This window comes from Paraburkholderia sp. BR10141 (assembly GCF_056155635.1).
Genome location: NZ_JBMIQH010000038.1, coordinates 34960 through 52745, shown reverse-complemented (window position 1 = coordinate 52745; position 17786 = coordinate 34960). Strand labels below are relative to the sequence as shown.

11 protein-coding genes are annotated in these 17786 nt (G+C 65.4%); 7 read left to right on the top strand and 4 right to left on the bottom strand.

Going from position 1 to position 17786, the window contains the following annotated elements:
• Positions 1–5: 5 nt before the first annotated feature.
• Complete coding sequence (locus ACOJB8_RS34375) at positions 6–3215, bottom strand: efflux RND transporter permease subunit (protein ID WP_475016610.1); 3210 nt, start codon at positions 3213–3215, stop codon at positions 6–8.
• Positions 3216–3488: 273 nt separating this feature from the next.
• On the opposite strand from ACOJB8_RS34375, the gene ACOJB8_RS34370 reads away from it, so the two are divergent.
• Entirely contained in the window at positions 3489–3845 is a 357-nt protein-coding gene (locus ACOJB8_RS34370; protein WP_342948701.1) for a DUF4148 domain-containing protein, read from the top strand.
• Between the two features lie 605 nt (positions 3846–4450).
• On the top strand, positions 4451–5893 hold the full coding sequence (locus ACOJB8_RS34365; RefSeq protein WP_475016608.1) for an undecaprenyl-phosphate glucose phosphotransferase: 1443 nt from the start codon (positions 4451–4453) through the stop codon (positions 5891–5893).
• A gap of 58 nt (positions 5894–5951) precedes the next feature.
• On the opposite strand, the gene ACOJB8_RS34360 is transcribed toward ACOJB8_RS34365, so the two are convergent.
• Positions 5952–6776: a WecB/TagA/CpsF family glycosyltransferase gene (locus tag ACOJB8_RS34360; protein WP_069263374.1), complete on the bottom strand. Its 825-nt coding sequence runs from the start codon at positions 6774–6776 to the stop codon at positions 5952–5954.
• A 307-nt stretch (positions 6777–7083) separates the two neighbouring features.
• Here ACOJB8_RS34360 and ACOJB8_RS34355 point away from each other — a divergent pair, with 307 nt between their 5' ends.
• The 3 genes from ACOJB8_RS34355 (at position 7084) to ACOJB8_RS34345 (ending at position 10808) form a co-directional block, all read left to right on the top strand.
• Positions 7084–8802 carry an FAD-dependent oxidoreductase gene (locus tag ACOJB8_RS34355; protein WP_475016606.1) on the top strand — a complete coding sequence of 573 codons (1719 nt, stop codon included), beginning with the start codon at positions 7084–7086 and terminating at the stop codon, positions 8800–8802.
• Positions 8802–9749 carry an NAD-dependent epimerase/dehydratase family protein gene (locus ACOJB8_RS34350; RefSeq protein WP_342948705.1) on the top strand — a complete coding sequence of 316 codons (948 nt, stop codon included), beginning with the start codon at positions 8802–8804 and terminating at the stop codon, positions 9747–9749. The genes ACOJB8_RS34355 and ACOJB8_RS34350 overlap by 1 nt, the downstream gene beginning before the upstream one ends.
• 351 nt (positions 9750–10100) lie before the next feature.
• Positions 10101–10808 carry a transposase gene (locus tag ACOJB8_RS34345; RefSeq protein WP_342948707.1) on the top strand — a complete coding sequence of 236 codons (708 nt, stop codon included), beginning with the start codon at positions 10101–10103 and terminating at the stop codon, positions 10806–10808.
• Between the two features lie 301 nt (positions 10809–11109).
• Here the strand turns inward: ACOJB8_RS34345 and ACOJB8_RS34340 are convergent, their stop codons facing one another.
• Together ACOJB8_RS34340 and ACOJB8_RS34335 are read right to left on the bottom strand one after the other, a co-directional pair.
• Positions 11110–11790 carry a VIT1/CCC1 transporter family protein gene (locus tag ACOJB8_RS34340; RefSeq protein WP_475016603.1) on the bottom strand — a complete coding sequence of 227 codons (681 nt, stop codon included), beginning with the start codon at positions 11788–11790 and terminating at the stop codon, positions 11110–11112.
• A 29-nt stretch (positions 11791–11819) separates the two neighbouring features.
• Positions 11820–13571 carry a SulP family inorganic anion transporter gene (locus ACOJB8_RS34335; RefSeq protein ID WP_475016601.1) on the bottom strand — a complete coding sequence of 584 codons (1752 nt, stop codon included), beginning with the start codon at positions 13569–13571 and terminating at the stop codon, positions 11820–11822.
• Positions 13572–14013: 442 nt separating this feature from the next.
• Here ACOJB8_RS34335 and ACOJB8_RS34330 point away from each other — a divergent pair, with 442 nt between their 5' ends.
• Together ACOJB8_RS34330 and ACOJB8_RS34325 are read left to right on the top strand one after the other, a co-directional pair.
• Positions 14014–16404 carry a DUF3141 domain-containing protein gene (locus ACOJB8_RS34330; protein ID WP_475016599.1) on the top strand — a complete coding sequence of 797 codons (2391 nt, stop codon included), beginning with the start codon at positions 14014–14016 and terminating at the stop codon, positions 16402–16404.
• Between the two features lie 78 nt (positions 16405–16482).
• Complete coding sequence (locus ACOJB8_RS34325; RefSeq protein ID WP_368602624.1) at positions 16483–17664, top strand: acetate/propionate family kinase; 1182 nt, start codon at positions 16483–16485, stop codon at positions 17662–17664.
• Positions 17665–17786: the final 122 nt, after the last annotated feature.

The window sequence follows — 17786 nt, the reverse complement described above, 5'->3', positions numbered from 1 at the left end:
AATCCTTATTCAACGTGAGTGGTTGTATCGGCTTGCGCATCGTTGCTGGCATCGCGCGCGGCGCGGCGTTGCGCGAGCCAGCCATGCACCATGCCGAACACGACCGGCACGAACACGAGCGTGGAAAGCGTGCCGACCGCGAGGCCGCCGATCACGGCGCGCCCGAGCGGCGCGTTCTGCTCGCCGCCGTCGCCGAGACCCAGCGCCATCGGCAACATACCGATCAGCATCGCGAGCGCCGTCATGAGCACCGGGCGAAAGCGGTTGAAGCCCGCATCGAGCGCGGCGGCGAGCGGCTCCATGCCCGCGGCGAGCGACTCGCGCGCCGTGTTGATGACGAGAATGCTGTTGGCCGTGGCGATGCCCATGCAGAGGATCGTGCCCGTGAGCGCCGGCACGCTGAGCGTGGTCTGCGTGACGAACAGCATCCACGCGATCCCGGTGAGCGAGGCCGGCAGACCGCTCACGATGATGAGCGGATCGAGCCACGACTGGAAGTTCACGACCATCAGCAGGTACACGAGCGCGATGGCGAACACGAGGCCCGCTGCGAGGCCGCTGAACGAGGCGTTCATCGACTGCACCTGGCCGCGCATCACGATCGACGAGCCAGGCGGCAGTTGCGCGCGCGCGGCGTTCACGAGGCGGTTCACATCGGAGGCGACGCCGCCCAGGTCGCGTCCCTGTGTCGACGCGAAGATGTCGAGCACGGGCTGCACGTTGTAGTGCGACACCACGGCTTCCTGCGAGCTGCGCGAGACCGTGCCGAGCGTGCCGAGCTGGTTTTGCGGCGAGAACGTGACGGATTGCGACGTCGTCAGCGGAATATTGGCGAGTGTTTGCAGCGAATGGATATCGTATTGCGGCACCTCGGTCACGAGCGGATAGCTCACGCCGTTCTTCGGATCGAGCCAGAAGTTGGGCGTGGTTTGCGAGCTGCCCGAGAGCGCGATGAGCAGGTTCTGCGCCACGTCGTGCTGCGTGAGGCCCGCTTGCAACGCCTTCGTGCGGTCCACGTCGACGTTGATGGTGGGCTCGTCGCCGGGCTGCTGGATGCGGGCGTCGACGAGGCCGCGCACGCCACGCATCTGGTCGAGCAGATGATTCGCCACGACGCGGTTTTGCGCGAGCTTGTTGCCGACGATCTGCACGTCGATGGGCGCAGGCAGGCCGAAGTTCAGGATCTGGCTCACGATGTCGGCGGGCAGGAACGCGAAGGTCACGCCCGGAAACGAGGCGTTGAGCACGTTGCGCAGCTTCGCGACATATTGCGCGGTGGGTTGGTGCTTCGGCGTGAGCGTGATGAGGACGTCTGCGTCTTCGGGGCCGATGGGGTCCGACGAGTCATACGTGAGGTTAATGCCGCTCACCGGCACGCCGATGTTGTCGAGCACCGCGGCCTGTTCGGCGGGCGGAATCACGCTGCGGATTTTCGCTTCGACTTCGTCGGTAATGCGGGCCGTTTCCTCGATGCGCGTGCCGGTAGGCGCGCGCAGGTGCAGGCGGATTTCGCCGGTATCGACAGCGGGGAAGAAGTCGCGGCCGGTGAACGGCACGAGCACGAGCGAGCCGAGGCACAGCGCGAGCCACAGCACCACGAATCGGCGGCGCTGCGCAATCGCCGCCTGAAGCAGCGCGCGATAGCGGTTGCGCACCGCTTCGAAGCGTCGTTCGAAGCCCGCCTGAAAGCGCGTCAACGCACCGGCGATGCCGCGCCTGGGCGCAGCGTCAGGCTTACGCGCGCGCAGCAGATACATGGCGAGCGTGGGAATCAGCGTGCGCGAGAAGAAGTACGACGCGCACATCGCGAACACCACGGCCTCGGCGAGCGGCACGAACAGATAGCGCGCCACGCCCGAAAGCAGGAACATCGGCACGAACACGATGCAGATGGAGAGCGTCGAGACGAACGTCGGCACGGCGATCTCGCCGGAGCCGTTGAGAATGGCGTCGTGCAGCGGCGCGCCGCGCTCCAGATGATGCGTGATGTTTTCGATAGCGACGGTGGCGTCGTCAACGAGGATGCCGACCGCAAGCGCGAGGCCGCCGAGCGTCATGATGTTGATGGTCTCGCCGAGCGCCGCGAGCGCGATGAGCGACGTGAGCACGGCGAGCGGAATCGTCACGGCGATGATGAGCGTGGCGCGCCAGCTGCCGAGAAAGAGCAGGATCATCGCGGCGGTGAGGCAAGCCGCAATGAGCGCCTCGCGCACCACGCCCGAGATCGCCGACTTCACGAACACGGACTGATCGGAGAGCGGGGTGATCTTGAGCGCACTCGGCAGGCCCGCGGCGATCGTCGGCAGCATGGCCTTCACCTGCTGGATGATCGTGAGCGTCGAGGCGCTGCCGGTCTTTTCGACCGTAAGGAGTGCCGCGCGTTTGCCGTCCGCGCGCACGATGTTCGTTTGCGGGGCGTAACCGTCGATCACGTGCGCGACGTCGCGCACATACACCACGCTGCCATTCACGGTCTTGATGGGCAGGTCGTTGAGCGCCGCGACGGTTTGCGTGCTGCCGTTCATCTCGACGTTGTATTCGCGCGAACCGATCTTCGCCGTGCCGCCGGGCAGGATGAGGTTTTGCGCGTTCACGGCGTTGACGACGTCCGCGGGTGCAAGACCTTTGGCCTGCAACGCTTTCGGATCGAGCTGCACCATGATCTGGCGGATCTTGCCGCCGTAGGGCAGCGGCACGGCCGCGCCCTGGACGGTCGCGAGCTGCGTGCGGATGAAGCTGTTGCCGAGGTCGTAAAGCGACTGCTCGGGCAACGTCGCGCTGGACAGGCCCAGTTGCAGCACCGGCACCGTGGAGGCGTTGTACGTGATGATGTTCGGCGGCAGCGTGCCGGGCGGCAGCACACGCAGGATCGACGCGGAGTTGGACGCGGCCTCGGCAATCGCGCGGTTGATGTCGGCGCCAGGATGGAAGAACACCTTCACGACCGACACGCCGTTGAGCGACTGGGATTCGATGTGCTCGATGTCGTCCACGTCCGAAGTCAGCGCGCGCTCGTAGTTCGAGGTGATGCGGTGCGCCATGTCCTCAGCGGAGAAGCCGTTGTAGGTCCAGACGATGCTGACCACCGGGATATTGATGTTCGGAAAAATGTCCGTGGGCGTGCGCATGATGGCGAGCGGCCCGAGGATGAAAAGCAGTACGGCCAGCACGATGAACGTGTAAGGCCGTCTGAGAGCCAGTTTGACGATCCACATGACGGGGTCCGGGTTGAGGCGGGAGTGGCGCAAGTATCGGGAGGGCGCGCTTACCCGGTCCTGACCTCGACATTACGGATTTGTCATCTTTGCCGCGCAAGCACGCTGGCCGCAGGGGGCGCGCTGCGCCCAGATAACGAACTCGTAATCAGCAGGTCAGCTTTGGGTCAGCGCCGCGCGACCAGAATGCGTTCAACCTTCGCGACATTGCCGAGGGTGGCTGAGGCGGCATCCCTTCCCGATGCAGCGGCCATTCATTGAGAGGTGAACACCATGAAAGCACTCGTTTCCACATTGCTCGTTGCCTGCGCCCTGGCCGCTCCCGCTGCCGCTTTCGCACAGACCGCCACCCCCGCCGACCCGGCCAACGCGCCGGTCACGCGCGCCCAGGTGATCGACGATCTCGTGCGGTTGGAGCAGGCGGGGTATCGTCCTGTGGCCAAGGACGTCAACTACCCGGATGACATCCAGCACGCGGAGGCGATCGTGGCCAAGGAGCAGGCGCAAAAGAACCAGCAGGCCGCGCCGGGCAGCACGGCGGTCGGCGGCGTGGCGATGACGGGCAGCTCGGACGCGGGTGCGCCGGTCGTGGCCAGCGTCGGCGAGCGGTCGATTTATGCGGGCCACTGAGCGAGCCACTGGATGCTCGAACGCGGCGCAGCAGCCCCGGCGATAACGCCGGGCGCTCCCGCGCATTTCGATTCGCTTGAACAAACGTTTGCGCGAACATAATTCGCCCCATTCGCGCGCAAGAAATCGCTATTCATTTTTATTGAAGCCCCGAACCTACCCTACTAATTACGGCGGCGTTAAATCAGCCGCATCGGCAAATTCGCCACGATACCGCGCGTTTTCACGGCGCTATCTTTCCGGATCACGCAAATTCATAATGCGCTGGTAAGATACGCGCGAATTGGGATGGCCGTTCTCCATTCCGGGCTATTGGCGCGAATCTAGACCACTCGCGCTGCCGGATCAGGAGTCTGCGCCGTCAGGCCGACGGGGAGCGGCCGTCTTGCACTACGAATAGCGCTCCATGTTTAAAAAAGCGCGTACGTTCGGTTCGTGTGTTTAATCGCAAGCGTTTGAGACTCGGGTTTCGCCTTTTGGGCGAATCGACTGCCGCCGCTTGCTGCTGTTGCGCCTTGCGCAGACGGTCATTCCCCTCGCGGTCTAATCCCGCCGTCATGCCAATCAGGCGTATAAAACAGTCGCACATACTGGCCGAACCCGTCATGTCCACCCAGTCGACCCACCATCACCGCCTCTTTATGGCGCTGGTCGGTGTCATCAGCGCGGCGCTCAATACGGGCGCGCTCGTGGCGCTGTTGTTGCTGCGCGGACAGACCGGCGATACGCCGTACACGCGGGCGTTGACCGGGGCGTTCGCCGTGGCCGCGTTCGTCGTGTTTGCGCGCTTTCACCTGGTTGCCAGCGCGCGTCATCTCTGGTGGATGCTGGGCCGCGGCGCATGGCGCTGGTGCCGGCTGCCGGTCGCGCTCATGGTGCTGCTGTTCGCGACGCATGGCGATAGCGGCACGACGGCCCTGCGTACGCTGGTCGTCCAGTGGGCTGCCATTGCGCTGCCGCTGCAACTCGTCGGCCTGGCTGTATTGCGCGGCGTGGCCCACAGCGTCAACAACGCGCCCGGCAACCTGCGCCGCGCGGTGTTCTTCGGGATGGGCCGCGAGGCGCGCAAGCTGAACCTGCGCCTGCAGCGTTCGCCGATTCTCGGTATTCACGTGGTGGGCTATTACAACGATGCGCCTGCCACGCCGCGTGACGGGGAAACGCTGCCGCCGTATCTCGGCCGCTATGAAGACGCCGCCATGCGCATCCTCGCGAACGACTATGAGATCGTGTTCCTCGCGATGGGGCAGGCCGCGATGGCGCGAGCCGACGCAACGCAAGTGAAGGACATCACGGCCGACATCGTGACGCGCCTCTACGATTCGACGGCTGCGATCTATCTCGTGCCCGAGCTGCATTACCTGGAGGACGTCGCGACGACCGGAGCGGACCTGGCCGGCGTGCCGCTGCTGGCACTGCACGACGTGCCGATTCTGGGGCTCTCGCGCATGCTCAAGCGCGCGGTCGACATTGCCGGCGCGGCGTTGCTGCTCGCGCTGCTGTGGCCCGTCATGCTCGCGATCGCGCTGGTGATCCGGCTCGATTCGCCGGGCCCGGTGATGTTCAGGCAGCGCCGCAACGGCGAGCACGGCCGGGCGATCGTCGTGCACAAATTTCGCTCGATGCGCGTCGCGGCGGAGAACGAGGGCGATGCACAAGAGCAGGGCGTGCGCCAGGCCCGCAGCGGCGACGACCGGATCACGGCCGTGGGGCGCTATCTGCGCCGGACTTCGCTCGACGAGTTGCCGCAGCTCTTCAACGTGCTGGGCGGTTCGATGAGTCTCGTGGGTCCGCGTCCGCACGCGGCCGAGCACAACGAAGAGTACCGGCAGCTGATTCCCGGCTACATGCTGCGCCATAGCGTGAAGCCGGGCATTACCGGCTGGGCGCAGATCAACGGGTTGCGTGGCTTGACCGATACGCCCGACAAGATGCAGCGCCGCGTGGAGTACGACCGTTACTACATCACGCACTGGTCGCTGTGGCTCGACCTGCAGATCCTGCTGAAGACGATCCCGTCGATCGTCTCGGGCCGCAATGCGGTTTGAAGCCTGCGCCGCGCGAGACGTGGCCGAACATGAGCCGGCCGCGTCCGCATCGGCGGCCTTACGCCGCGCGCTGCTGCGTGCGCGCCATGCGCCAGTGACGCCACAGGATGGCGAAGAAGCGGCGGTCGTCCACGAGGTACCGGCGCCACAGGCGCGCGGGGTCCTGTTTGATGCGCCAGCACCATTCGAGTCCACAGCGCTGCATCCACACGGGGGCGCGTTGCTGCAGGCCGACGGCAAACTCGACGGCCGCCCCGGCGCACAGCATGAGGCCGCCCGGCAGCTTGCTCGCGTGATGCAGGGCCCAGCGTTCCTGCTTGGGCATGCCGAGGCACACGAACACGATATCGGGCGCGGCCGCGCGCACGCGCCCGGCCACCGCATCGCCCTCGGGGCCGGTCGGATCGAACGTCATGGAAGGTGCGATCACCTCGACGTCGAGGCCCGGATAGTGCTGCGCGAAGCCATTCAGGAGCGTGGCTTCGTGACCCGGGCGGCCGCCGACCACCACCACTTTCCAGCCGGCTGCGTGGGCGCGCTCGCACAGGGCGGGCAACAGGTCCGCGCCGGTCACGCGTTCCGGCAGCGGCGCGCCGAACAGGCGGCTCGCCCAGACAACGGGCATGCCGTCCGCGAACAGGAAGTCGGCGGTGCGGTAGAGACGATGAAGATCGGGCTGCGTGTCGAGACGCACCACGTGGTCGACGTTCGGCGTGACCGCGACACGCGCCCGGCCGTCGCGCTGCAAGGCGGCGGTGCAAAGCACGTCGAGCGCGGTGTCGAACGACACGGCGGCGATGTTGAGACCGAACAAGGGAATGCTCGGCTTGAAGACACCCCGTGCGGCCGCCTGCGGCGCCGCTGTTATGTAAGGCGTACTCATGTTGTTTTTGTGACCCCGACGTGCGTACACGACGTGAGCCACGCACGGCGCCCGTTGAACCGGCGTCGTGCCACCCCGTCATGCGACGTACGTTATGTTTTTTCTGGTCTCCTGGCTTTTGCCAAGGCGTTTTGGACTTCAGACGGAATCTTACTGCTGTGTCGGTGCTGCGGGTAATACAACAGTGTTTTTTTAGAGACAAAAATCGGGATGCGTCTGAAATTTCTCGGCTGGCGCCGTTGGTTGCACGCGAGCGATCGGCTACGATCGCCGCGGCCCGTCTTCCCTTTCCCATACATAACAGACGATGATCACCGACGCCCGTGAGATTCCCGCCGGCACGACGCTGCACGCGGACCTGTGCATCGTGGGCGCCGGCGCCGCCGGCATTGCGCTCGCGCTCGCGCTGGAGAAGAGCGGGCTCGACGTAATCGTGGTGGAAAGCGGCGGCGAGGCGCCCGAGCCCGCCACCCAGCAGCTGTACGCGGGCACGGTGGCGAATGCGGCGCTTCATCCGCCGCCGGACAACTACCGCGTGCGGCGCTTCGGCGGCTCGACCACGCTGTGGGGCGGCCGCTGCATGCCGCTCGACGCGCACGACTTCGAGGCGCGCGATTACGTCGCGCACAGCGGCTGGCCGATCGCGTTCGCCGATGTGCTGCGCCACTACCCGCAAGCCAACGCACTGTGCGAAGCGGGCGAATTCGCCTATACGGCCGAAGGCGCGTTCGCGGCGCCCCCGCGCCCGATGATCGGTGGCTTTGCCAGCGACGTGTTTTCGACGCACACGCTCGAGCGCTTCAGCTGCCCGACCGATTTCGGTCAGCGTTACCGGGCGCGCCTGGCGAAAGGCGGCGTGCGTGTGCTCCAGCATGCGAACCTGTGCCGCCTGCCGATGCTGGCGGGTTCGACGCGGCGTGTCGGCGCGGCCCAGGTGCGCGTGCTCAATACGAAAGACGCGACGGGCGGCGCGACGTTCGAGGTGGCCGCACGCGCCTACGTGCTCGCGGCCGGCGGTCTCGAAGTGCCGCGCCTGTTGCTCAACAGCCCCGGGCCGAGCGGCGGGGGGCTCGGCAACGCCCACGACGCGGTGGGCCGCTATTACATGAGCCATCTCGCGGGCACGATCGGCACGCTCGATCTCGCGGCGGCGCAGTCCGTGTGGCACGGCTACGAGGTGACGGAAGAGGGCATCTATTGCCGCCGCCGCCTCGCGCTGCGCCCGGAACAGCAAGACGCGCTGCGCGCGGGCAACTTCATTGCGCGCCTGCATCATCCGCGCATTCCGGACGCCGGGCACGGCAATGGCATCCTCTCCGCGCTGTATCTCGCGCGCGGCATCGTGCCCTACGAATACGCGAAGCGCCTCTACGACGGCACACCCAAAGGCTATGCGGGCTCCACGCTCGCGCACGCGAAAAACGTCGTTGCGGACGCGCCGAACACGGCGCGTTTCCTATGGCACTGGCTGCGGCGGCGCACGCTGGCCGCGCGCAAGTTCCCCTCGGTGATCGTGCGGCCTGCGAATCTGCGTTTCTCGCTCGACTTCCATGCGGAGCAGGAGCCCAATCCGGCGAGCCGCGTCACGCTCGGCGATGAAACCGATGCACTCGGCTTGCGCCGCATCCATGTGGACTGGCGCTACACGCAGCAGGACGTCGCGACCGTGAGCCGCGCGCTCGCCGCGCTTGCGCACGAGGTCGAGCGCGCGGGCGTGGGCCGTTTCACCTACGACCCCGCGCAGGTCGAGGCCGAAATGACGCGCTACGGAGCCTATGGCGGCCATCACATCGGCACGGCGCGCATGGGGCGCGATGCGCGCACGAGCGTGGTCGATGCCGACTGCCGGCTGCACGAAGCGGACAACGTCTATGTGACGGGCGCCGCGGTCTTCCCGACTTCGGGCCAGGCGAATCCGACCTTGACCATCGTCGCGCTCGCACTGCGGCTCGCCGAACACCTCAAGGGCGCCGCCGATCTCGGCGCGCTGCCCGTTCCAATCGCAAACCCTTCCGAACCCGCGTAATGAAAGCCCGTATTCTCGTTCTTGGCGCGACCGGCTTCGTCGGCCGCCATCTGGTGAAAGCGTTGAGCCGTACCGAATGGGCCGAGCCGGTGGCCGCCTCGCGCAGGGAAGGAAGCGGCTTGCGCCGTGTCGATGCCGCGGACCCCGCGTCGCTCGCCGCCGCGCTGGCCGACGTGCACGGCGTGGTCAACTGCGTGGCGGGTGCGCCGGCGACGATCGTCGCGAATGCGCGTGCGCTGGCGGCCGCGCTGGCGTCACGCGGTGCGCCGCTGCCGGTGGTCCACTTCAGTTCGATGGCGGTGTACGGCGCCGCCGAAGGCCGTATCGACGAAGCGGCGGCGCTCGACGCCGTGAGCCCCTATGGCCATGCGAAGGTCGAGTCGGAACGACTGCTCGCTGCGCTGCCCGCGCTCACGATACTGCGCCCGGGTTGCATCTACGGAGGCGGCAGTCCGCAGTGGTCGGCGCGCATTGCGCAGCTGCTGTGCGCGCGGCGCCTGGGTGACCTCGGCGCCGCCGGCGACGGTTGCAGTAATCTCGTCCACATCGACGACGTCGTGCAGGCGGCGCTGGCTGCGCTGCGCACGCCGGCTTCGGGCGCTCAGGCCTACAACCTGGCGATGGCCGAGGCGCCGCGCTGGAATGAATACTTCGTCGCCTACGCGCGAATTTTGGGGGCGACGCCCGTGGAGCGGATCGGTGCGCGGCGTCTTGCACTCGAAACGAAGCTGTGGGCGCCTGCGCTGAAGATCGCCGGGATCGCGGGGCGCAAACTGGGTGGCGTGAAGGTGCCGCCGCCGCTGCCGCCTTCGCTCGCGCGGCTGTGGCAACAGGACATCCGGCTCGACGCGCGCCGCGCGGAACAGGCATTTGGGATGACGTGGACGCCGTGGCGCGTCGCGCTGCAGGCCGAAGCGTTCATGGCGGCGTCGTCGCGCGCCGACTGAACCGGTCGGGTTAGCCGGGGTTTCGGCGCGTCGAAGGCTTCGGCTTCGACCCATCACTATAATTCGGAGTCCTGCGGATAAATTTTGCGACTTCAGTCGCTTCGACCATCGTACCCTCATCGCTACGCTTTAGTGGTGCCGGATCGCGCTTCGACGGCTATTCAGCGGCGGCGTAAAAATGCGCGCGTTGCGCTCGTCAAATCAGCGAATTGAGGCCATAAAAAAGGCCTGTTCGCGACGCAGACGTGCGCGCACGGCCCATAGAATTTGATCGTAGATCCACTCACGCAGCGTCAGGCGATCGATACCTGTCGGATCGCTCCCCCACATCGGATTTCCGGTTAATTCAGCATGACACGGCTTGCACGGCACTACGTCCCAGAACAACCGCAGCACGTTATCTTGCAGGGGCTCAAAGGGCCCGCATTCCTCGACGAAGGAGACTACCTTTACTTCCTCGCCTGCCTCGCGGACGCCGCGCGCGTCGCCGATCTGGCAGTCCACGCGTGGGTGCTGATGCCCGACGCGGTGCAGTTCCTCGTCACGCCTTCATACGAGTCGAGCGTAGCCATGGCGATGCAGGCGGTTTGCCGTCGCTATGTCGAGACATTCAACCGCCGCCATGGACGCCGCGGTGCGATGTGGCGTGGCGAGTACCGGGCAACCGTGATCGAACCCGACCGCTATTTCCTGCTCGCGAGCCAGGTCATCGATCATGCGCCGGTGCGCAACCGCCTCGTGGCCGAGCCGGGCAACTATCCGTGGTCGAGCTACACGCACCACGTCGGGCTGCGTGTCGACAGGTTCGTCAAGGATCATCCGCTCTATCGCGCGCTCGGCGATACGCCGTTCGAACGGCACGAGTCTTACCGCGACCTGGGCGCACAGCCTCTCGACGAAGCCGAGGTCAATAACCTGATGCGGGCGACGCTCGAGGGCTGGGTGCTCGGCAGCGCTGCATACTGCGAGTGGGCGGCGCAGACAGCCAACCGGCGCTTGATGCCATTGCTGCTGCGCGACCGGCCGGCCAAGGTTCGCAGGGCCAGCGCCCACGCATGACGAGGGACGGTGGGCTAGCCGCACAGCGGGGGTGGTCGTTCGTCCTGATGGGTCGATCGTCTACGAGATCCATCCGGACGGGGATCGTTCGCCGGCCATCCGCGCACGGCGTACCTGGGTCCTGGCTACGAATACTGGCACAACATGTATGGCACGCCGGCTTCCGAACAACCGGGCACGACGCAGACATCCGTTCCGATGTTCGTGGCCGAAATCCACTTCCAGGCAGGGGTGACGGTGATCGCCAGCCGCAGTGCGGGCTGCCGATGACCGCGGATAACGAAGCCGTGTCGCCTGACGGCTAGCCGCCGAGCGCAATGATCGCCATCGTCAGCACGATCCCAAGCAGCATCATCGCGAAGCCCGCTTTCATCGCGCCCGCGCCGGTGTAGCGTCCGAGCGCGAAACCGGCGGCGAAGAGCATCGCGAGCGTGAGTATGCGTGAGATGACGAGCGCCGCTATGTGATCCCTCACGAGGATAAAGGGCAGGGCAACCGGGAACGTCGATACGACCACGAGCAGAAAAACGCTCACTGCCCCAAGAAAGTCATCGCGCTTGAAATGCGCGCGAGGTGGCAGCGTAGGCGCCGCGGCGAGGCGCGCGCGAATCAGCTCGAGTTCTTCGTCGTCGACGAGCGGTTCCAGCGCCGTCGGCAATGCGTCGCGCAACGCCCGCACGGCCGCGGCGCGGTCTGGTTCGCGTTTCACGGTCAGGGCGAGTGTCAGGCGCTGTCCGCGATCCGCGAGCGTGCGGACGAGATACATCACGGCGTCTGCGAGGCCCCAGGCGAGATTGCATCCGAGGGCGGCCAGGAACAGTTTGCGGCCGGCGTCCTCGCCCGCTGTGACCGCCTTGACGGCGCCGACAAAAGTCAACGCCATGTACAGGCCAAAGCACAGTTCGGTCACGCGCTCGACGGTGTTGAGTACGGGCTCGCGCTTTTCGGCCGCGGTTTGCTGTGTCGGGGTAGTGGTATTCATATGGCCTCTTGCAAAAAGTAGATAAGCGCTCAAGGCGTTCTCTGTCCAGGGTGTCTACTGGCAGACGATACGCCATCGCGCACAATGGCATGCTGCGCCTCCCGCCACGCGGCTAGCGCCTGTTCGAGATTGAGAAACATGCGCTCGTGTCCAAGCACGCTGCCGAGCGGCGCCTTCTCGAGCACGGCAAAGACATCGGGATTGAGGCCCACGACCCAGACTTCGATTCCGCTCTCGCGACACTTCTTCTCGGCCTCGGTCAGCATCTTCAATGCTGTGTACTCCACATCGAATACGGCCCGCATATCGAGCGCCATGACCCTGGGGCGCGTCTGGGCGAGGAGCGGCATGATCTTGTGGACGATGTTGGAGGCGTTGAGAAAGAAAATTCGCCCCTCGGGCCGCAGGAGCAGCAGTCCGGGAAAGTCCTCGTCGTCCGGATGCTCGTCCGATACCGGACGGAATACGTTCGTGCCGCGTTTGCGCCGCAGCACGTACACAGGGGGATCGGACACCTGATGGGCGAGTGCCACCAGCGATACGACGATGGCGATCAGAATGCCTTGCAGCGTGCCGAGCAGCACGACGCCCACCAGCGCCACGACCGCCCAGACAAACTCGGTGCGCCGGATGGCGAGGATCGCGCGGAAGTCCTCCGGATTGAGCAGGCCGATCGAATAGACGATCACCACGGCAGCGAGCGTGGCATGCGGCATGAGTCCGATGACGGGCGCGAGCAGCACCATGGTGCCGAGCGTCACGGCCGCGGTGGCGAGTTCGGCCAGTTGCGAGTGCGCACCGGCCAGCCGGTTGACGGCCGTCTGGGTCGTCCCGCCGCCCGCGGGCATCGAGCCGAACAGCGCGCCCAACGCATTGCCCAGGCCCGTCGCCAGCAGTTCGCGGTTCGGCAGCGGAACGGGTTCCCCGCTGAGCGCGAATGCGCGCCCTGAAGCAATCGTTTCGGTAAAACTCATCAGGGCAATGCCCACCGCCGCCGGCCAGAGCGCGTCGATCAGGGAAAGATCGGGCATCACGAACGAAGGCAATCCGGTCGGGATCTCGCCGACGATCTCCACGCCGTACCGCTGCACGCCGGCGAAAGCGACACACGCTATGCCGAGCGCCACGGCAATGAGCGGGGCGGGGGACTTCGGATACCAGTGTTCGAGCGCGACCAGCACGGCGATCGTCAGTGCGCCCATGGCAACTGTCGCCATCGACGCATGGGGAAGCCCGGCAGCGAGCGCATATACGTTATGAAAGAACGATCCTTTCACGACGTGAATGCCAATCAGTTTCGGCAGTTGATCGAGCACGATGACGATGGCGATGCCGGCCTTGAAGCCCGTCAACACGGGCTCGGAAATGAAGTTCGCGACAAACCCCAGCCTGAGCAAGGCCGCGAGAACGAGGAAGAGGCCGACGAGCAGCGTGAGTGTGGCGGTCGCGATGACCAGTTGGGCGGTGTTGCCATCGGGCGCAACCTGACCGAGCGCGGCCGCGCTAAGAATGGCCAGCGTCGCGCTGGTGCTGACGCTCAGTGGCCTTGACGTACCGAAGAGCGCGTAGATCACCATCGGCACGAACGCCGTGTAGAGCCCGGTCTCGACGGGCAGTCCGGCAACGCTCGCGTAAGCCATCGCTTTCGGCAACACGACAGCCGCCGCCGTGACGCCCGCAACGATGTCGGGTTTGATCCACGATGTCCGGTAGTCGCGTACCCATTCGAGAACGGGAAGACGAAAGCCGGATTTGCGGTGCGACGCGGGCTGATCGCGCATGATGCTGTGGCCTCCAGGGGCAGAAACACGACCGACGCACATCTACGTCGAATGTCTCACCGTTACTTCCCCGTGGGCTACTGCATTCAACATGCTGAAGCGGAAATTTGACGAATCCCATGTTGTTGATCAAGCGTCAATCGGACTTTGGTCCTACTGCTGCAAGGGCAATCGTTACGGCGGGGTATGGGCCGATGGTCCTATAGAGAAAGCACGCGAGCGGCTGCACGATTCAGTTCGTGCAGACGGAATCGTCGCCGGCCCGGCGCGGCGCCGTAACGAACCTGTCACGTGCGTCTGCCAGTGTCTGGAGAGATAGCAGCCATGCCGGCCTTTACGGCTACGCGCGCGACTGCCCAGCATATTCGTAAGCATTCCTTTCATTCAATCGAGGCGGCGGAGGTGGCCTTTGCCACCCCTTCGCGGACCAGAAGGTGATGCCATGACCGACCTAGCCAATCAATATGCGCGTTGCCAGGAGATCGGCGGCAAAGTTGCCCGGCTCCTCGCCAGGCGATCGGAACTAGCGCAAACCCAATTCAGTCAGCGTTTAGCGGATGCGACTGGGCGGCTGGTCGAAAGCGACAAACCCGCTTCGGCGAGCCCAGCATGGGCAACCGCGCTGGACCCCTGGGCCGGCTACCGCTACGCGGTGGATGTCGCCGAGCGGTCCGTGCTCTTCTGGGACACCTTGCGCCAGCGCGGCAATGGCTTCGTCGAGCAGGCCCGCAACGGTCTTCGGCCGGTCCTCCATTTCGACCACGAACTCGTGATCGACGGCCGGAAGCTGGCGCGGCCGGTCAACTACGCGCTGGTGCGCCTGCTGCCGCCCGACGGTGTGGTCATCGACGTTAGCAAGCGTCCTTATGTGATCATCGACCCGCGTGCGGGCCACGGTCCGGGCATCGGCGGCTTCAAGGACGATTCACAGGCCGGTGTTGCGCTCAAGGCGGGCCACTCCGTGTATTTCGTCATCTTCTTTCGCGATCCGGAGCCTGGCCAGACCCTGCTCGATGTCTGTGCGGCGGAAGCGCAATTCGTCAAGAAGGTGTGCGAACTGCACCCGGACAGCCCGAAGCCGGCGATCGTCGGCAACTGCCAGGGCGGCTGGGCCGCCATGATGCTCGCGAGTTCCGACCCGGACCATACGGGGCCGCTCGTCATCAACGGCGCGCCGATGTCCTACTGGAGCGGCGCGTGGAGCGAAGGCGAGGGCGACAACCCCATGCGCTATTCCGGCGGCATGCTGGGCGGGACCTGGCTCGCGTCGCTGACGGCCGATCTCGGCAACGGAAAGTTCGACGGCGCCCATCTCGTGCAGAACTTCGAGAATCTCAATCCCGCCAACAGCCTATGGGACAAGTACTACCACCTGTTCGACAACGCCGATACCGAGCCGCCGCGCTTCCTCGACTTCGAGCGCTGGTGGGGCGGCTATTACCTGATGAACCGCGAGGAGATCGAGTGGATCACGCGCAACCTGTTCGTCGGTAACACGCTCTGGTCGGGCGAAGTTCGAGGTCTCAACGGGACGGCGTTCGATCTGCGGGAAATCAAGTCGCCGATCATTCTGTTCGCTTCGCTGGGCGACAACATCACGCCGCCTCAACAGGCATTCAACTGGGTCGCCGACATTTACGGCAGCACGGAAGAAATCAAGGCGCGCGGTCAGGTGATCGTAGGACTCGTGCACCAGAGCATCGGCCACCTCGGCATTTTCGTTTCGGGCAAAGTCGCGAAGAAGGAGCATCGGCAGATCGCCTCCGTGCTCGAAGCGATCGAAGCGTTCCCGCCTGGTCTTTACGGCATGGAGATTGCCGAGCGTCGGGGCGAAGACGGAGAAACGGCATACGACGTGTCATTCCGCGAGTATCGGCTCGAAGAGATTGCCGCGCGCCTGAACCGCTTCGAGCGTAGCGACGAACAGCCGTTCGAGGCCGTCAAGCGCGTATCGGAGTTGAACCAGCGTGCGTACGAGCTGTTCCTGCAACCGTGGGTACGGATGTGGTCGAACGAAACGACAGCGAATCTGCAGCGGCAGTTTCATCCGCTTCGCGCGCAGCGCTGGGCGCTTTCGGATCTGAATCCGTGGCTCGCCTGGCTTGGGCCTGCTGCCGAGGCAGTCAGGGCAAAGCGGCATGCCGAAGTCCACGAAGAGACGCCGTTGAGGGAGTTCGAGCACTACGGTTCGGAGATGTTCAGTGCATCGCTCGACTTCTATCGCGCGATGCGCGACGCCATGACGGAGAGCGCGTTCTTTTCCTTCTACGGGAACCTGTACACCGTCGAACACGGTGAAGAGGCGCAAGCCAGACCCGCCGTGGCGGCCGGAGACCCCCGCGATCTGCCCTACGTGAGGGACGCGTTGGCGTCGATGGCCGAAGGCGGCTACACGGAGGCGCTGGCTCGCGCCGCCTGCCTGCTCGCGCGCCGGGGCGAGCCGCTCCCGCTCGCGCGGCTTGCCCTGCGCCACGAACTCGCGAAGGACTACGCCGCTTATTTGCCTCAGCTGCCGGGCGACCAATGGCGGCGCGTGCGCGGCGAGCAGGAAATCATCGTGCGTTACGAGCCGGAACAGGCGCTCGCCACGCTGCCGCATCTGCTGGCCGACCCGCAAGACCGGGAGAAGCTGCTTGAACTGGCCGAAAAGCTGCTGGACGACAAGCGCGTGCAGGAAGCCGGGCCGACCGCTGCCCAGCTCAGCATGCTCGACAAGATCCGTTCGTCGCTGCCGCTGGAACGCACATCGGCGGTACGCACAGTCGGAGCCATGCATGAGGTTCCCGAGGCGCCGCCCACTCGCGTGGCGCCCGATCTCAAGGAGGCGTTGTGAATCGTGAACACGAAAAGGATGAGCGGCTTACGAACCGCCCGTCGTGCCTGTCCGGCGCGCGGGCGATAGGGTAGAACGATGGCCGACGTCATCCTCGTTCTCAATGCCGGTTCGTCGAGCATCAAGTTCAGCGCGTTCAATGCGCAGCCGGACGATCTGCCGCTTGTCATGCACGGCCAGATCGAAGGCCTGCTGTCGGCGCCGCGTTTCGTCGCGTTCGATGGGAAAAGCGTGCTGACCGGGAGTCACGATTGGGGCAATCAACCCCTCGGGCATGATGAGGCCGTTGCTCACATCGCCCAGTTCCTGCGCAGCCATCGCGACGGCAACCGCGTGGTCGCCGTCGGGCATCGCGTGGTGCATGGCGGCCGCGAGTTCTCGAAGCCCGTGGCCGTCACACCCGCTGTGCTGGACGCACTCGACAAGCTCGCGCCCCTCGCGCCGCTCCATCAGCCACATAACCTGAAGCCGATTCGTGTCATCGCCGGACGCAATCCTGAGCTGCCGCAAGTCGCCTGTTTCGACACGGCGTTTCATGCGACACAGCCTGCGCTTGCCTCGACGTTTGCGCTGCCGGCAGCGTTGACGGAGCAAGGCGTGCGGCGCTACGGCTTCCACGGGCTGTCCTATGAGTACATCGCCAGCACGCTGCCCCATGTCGCTCCTGACGCAGCGAAAGGCCGCACCGTCGTCGCGCATCTCGGCAATGGCGCGAGCATGTGTGCGATGGACGCGGGCAGGAGTGTGGCGAGCACGATGGGCTTCACCGCGCTCGATGGGCTGCCCATGGGCACGCGCAGCGGCAATCTCGATCCCGGCGCGATTCTTTACCTGCTAGACGAACTGAAAATGGATACGCGCGGCGTCGAGGACCTGCTGTACCGCCGGTCGGGTCTGCTTGGGGTATCGGGTATTTCGGGCGACATGCGTACGCTGCTGGCGAGCCACGACGCGCGCGCCGCCTTCGCCGTCGAGTTGTACGCGTATCGCATCGGACGCGAACTGGGATCGCTCGCCGCCGCGCTGCAGGGGCTCGACGCGCTGGTCTTCACCGCGGGCATCGGCGAGCACTCGCCGGAGATCCGGCGGCGGGCCTGCGAACAGGCTCGCTGGTGCGGAGTGGAAATCGACAGCAGGGCGAACGAAGCGGGCGGCCCCTGTATCAGCACGGCGTCGAGCAAGGTCTCGGTCTGGGTGATACCGACCAACGAAGAACTCATGATTGCGCGTCACACGCGTGAAGTAACGGGCGTTGCGTGACACTGCCCGGTTGCGAGGGAGAAGACGGATGAGCCAGAGCGTTCAACATCCGGGTTTTGCAGCGGCCATGGACATTTCATGCCGCGTTGAGTGAATTTTTTGTGACGCGGCTTTCGTCGCGC